This is a genomic window from Promineifilum sp. (SeqCode) (genome assembly GCF_041918635.1).
In the GTDB taxonomy this organism is placed as follows: domain Bacteria; phylum Chloroflexota; class Anaerolineae; order Promineifilales; family Promineifilaceae; genus Promineifilum.
In genome coordinates, this window is the sequence record NZ_JAYRVJ010000060.1 from 1 (window position 1) to 3,051 (window position 3,051).

Annotated in this window: 2 protein-coding genes and 1 pseudogene; 1 reads left to right on the top strand and 2 read right to left on the bottom strand. The window is 67.5% G+C overall.

The annotated features are described in order from the left end of the window. Positions 1–1,244: hypothetical protein (locus tag ACE3UY_RS01940; RefSeq protein WP_374685866.1), on the bottom strand; the 1,244-nt coding region annotated here is incomplete at its 3' end. 62 nt (positions 1,245–1,306) lie between these two features. Here ACE3UY_RS01940 and ACE3UY_RS01945 point away from each other — a divergent pair. Next, a complete protein-coding gene (locus ACE3UY_RS01945; RefSeq protein ID WP_374685867.1) occupies positions 1,307–1,999 on the top strand; it encodes an HD domain-containing protein in 693 nt (230 codons plus the stop codon). Positions 2,000–2,075: 76 nt separating this feature from the next. Here ACE3UY_RS01945 and ACE3UY_RS01950 read toward each other — a convergent pair. Further along, positions 2,076–3,051, bottom strand: a pseudogene (locus tag ACE3UY_RS01950) (hypothetical protein); the annotation flags it as partial.

Consider the following 3,051-nt stretch of genomic DNA (forward strand, 5'->3'; position numbering starts at 1 on the left):
AGATAGAGCGCGCCCCACGGCTGGGTGACGGTGGTCAAGGCGCTATACGCCCCACTGTGCACCTGATCGGTCGCCGCGAAGTTCACCGTCGCGTCCCATGACCAGTTCTCCCAGCCGGCGGCCAGGGCGTCGGTGTAGATGTCGCGCGTCGCGCCGTCTCCAGCCGGGGGCGGCGGGTCAATCGTCCGCGACGGCGCGTCGTACCAGCGTCGCAATACGGCCTCGGCCGGCTTGTCGTAGATGGTGTAGTTCTTGTCGCACGGCCCGCCCTGGTAAGGGTCAACGTCCCAACTCCACCAGTACGCCCCGGCGAACCAGGGTTGGTCGTAGACGGCGGCCAGCGCCGCTTCGTACAGGTCGGCCTGCTCGGCCAGGTCCACCGCGCCGTCGATCTGCCAATCCCACGGATGCCGGTTGGCCCCGTCGATGCTGCGGTAGCCGATCTCGGTGAAGAGGATGGGCTTCTGCCACTCGGCGGCTAGATCGGCCAGCGTAACGACGATGGGCGACCAGGCCGCCGCCAGTTGGGCGGGCGTCGGGTCATCGGTCGTCGAGAGCGGGTAGTAGGCATCGACGCCGATGAAATCGACCGCGTCCCACCAGGTCAGCGAGGTTTCGTCGCCGCTGTGGTTGGCGGCGTAGGTGATCGGCCCGTCGAAGCGCGCCCGGACGCCGGCGATGGTCGTCCGCCAGTGCGCCTCCTGGGCCTCCGTCGCGCGCAGTTCCACGCCGACGGCGAACTGCTCCACCCCCTGCGCCGCGGCCAGCGCCGCGTAGTGGTTGATGAACGTCCGGTACGACGCGAACCAGGCGTTCCACTGCGCCGCGTTGAAGTTCTGGCCGATCTCCCCCCGCCAGCGGCCGGGGTCGCTCCAGAGATCGACATGGGGCTTCAGCATCACCTTCAGCCCCAGCCGGTGGGCCTCGGCGATGGCGTGGACGACGTCGGCGTCGGTCGGCGTGCCGGCGGTGGGGCCGATGGTCGTCGAGTCAATGGTGTCCTGGTACTGGGTGACGACGAGGCTGAGCCAGTTCGTGCCGGTATCGGCCAGCCGGGCCAGGGCTAAATCGGCGTCGGGCGTGCTGTAGTTGCCCGGCCACCAGGTAGCGTAGGAGTAGCCTTTTTGCTTCTCTACCTGGGCGTCCGTCGGCCGCGAGCCGCAGGCCAGCAGGGCCAGGACGACCGGCAAGAGCAGCAGCGGGATAAAGCGGAGCGGCCGTCGCCGCGCGGGAGAGAGGCTCATGGGGTCACCTCCGTTTGGTCGGCCCGCTCCGCCGGTGTAGACTAAGGGCCGGAGGAGCGACGATGACCGACACGCATAGTATACCATGGCGCGAGGCCGTCCGGCAGCGCATGCACGAGGCCACGCTGGCCGAATTGCGCGGCCGGTACGGCACGGAGCGCGTCTCGTTCAACTACCGCTGGGAGCACGTGACAACGGTCGTGACGTTGGCGCTGCGGCTGGCCGAGCTGACCGGCGCGGACGCCGAGACGGTCGAGGCCGCTGCCTGGCTGCACGACGTATGCAAGTACAGCGACGGCGAGCGCCACCCCATCGCCGGGGCGGCCGTCGCCCGCGGCTTCCTGCCGGCCACCGACTTCCCGCCGCAGAAGATCGAGGCCGTGGCCGCGGCCATCGCCGACCACATGGGGCTGTGGCGGGAGGAGCCGCTGACGGTGCTGGAGTCGCAGGTGCTGTGGGACGCCGATAAGCTGGCGAAGATCGGGCTGACGGCCATCTTTCACTGGACGGGCGGCTCGCTGGCCGGCGACCGGATGCACACACTGGGGCGGCTCATCCATCGCGCCCGCGCCAACGACTGGCTGCCCAGGACTGTCGCCAGCATGCACACCCCCCCCGCCCGCCGCGCGGCGCAGGCCCGGTTGGCGGCCTACCGGCAATTGTATGACGCCCTGGAAGACGAACTCGCCGGCCGTGATTTAAGAAGAGAATCCACAGATTTCACAGATGACACAGATTTTTCAGAGCCGACATGAACAAAAACCGGGTTTCTCAGAAGAAACCCGGTTTTTAGCATTCTAATCTGTGTAATCTGCGAAATCTGTGGATTCTTTAAGCGGTCTTTTCCTCGGGCGGGAGGGTCAGCAGGACCGTCTCCACCTTGTCGCCCTCGGGGCCGTTGCCCGTCGCGCTGGCTTGCGGGCGGCGCGGGTAGGGCTTCATGCCGAACTGCGTCAGGGCCACCGCGCCCAGGCCGATGTTGGCGATGACGAAGGCCAGCAGCGTCTCGCCGAAGACGAACGGGAGCACGCCCAGCATGCCGATGACGAAGGTCATCAGCGCCGTGCCCAGCACGGCCGACCGCACAATGCGCTCATCCTTGCCATGGCCGAACAGCCGCACGCCCAGCCACGTCCCAACCGTTACCCAGCCGACCAGCATTCCGGCGAAGAGGCCAATCGCCAGCAGGATGATGATCGGGAAGCCCAGCAGGCCGATGCAGATGAGCGTCAGCAAGATGGATAGCGGGATGAGCAGGATCATGAGCGACGGCACGGCGATGGCCGTCAGCACGCCCGCCCCGGCGCTGACCACCGGCTTCTCGCGCGCCGTGCGCACGATCTGCCGCAACTGGTTGGGCATGACCGCCGCGACCAGCAGGGCCACGATGCTGAACAGCATAGTGCTGGCGAAGGCGCTCAGCAGCCGCGCCCCTGTGCTCATGCCACTGTCATAGGCCCGGTCAGGGATGGACGGCTGCACCGGGACAGGCACAGCCGGCACTTCCGGAATCGCCGGTATTTCCGGCACAGCCGGTACGGCCGGAATCGCCGGTATCTCCGGCATGGCGAACGGCGGCAGTTCCAGGTTTTCGACGGCCGTGCAATTGCTCAGCAAGCTGTCGCCGCCCAGTTCGCCGTTCAGCAAGACACACTCGCCGCGCACGAAGGCATCCGGCCCGGCCACCAGATCGCCGTTGAACAGCGTGACGCTGCCGTTGACGCTGCCATCCACCAGGGCGTCGCCGTTAAAGACGACCACGTCGCCGTTAACCTGCGCGCCGGCCCCGATCACCAGGTCGCCATCG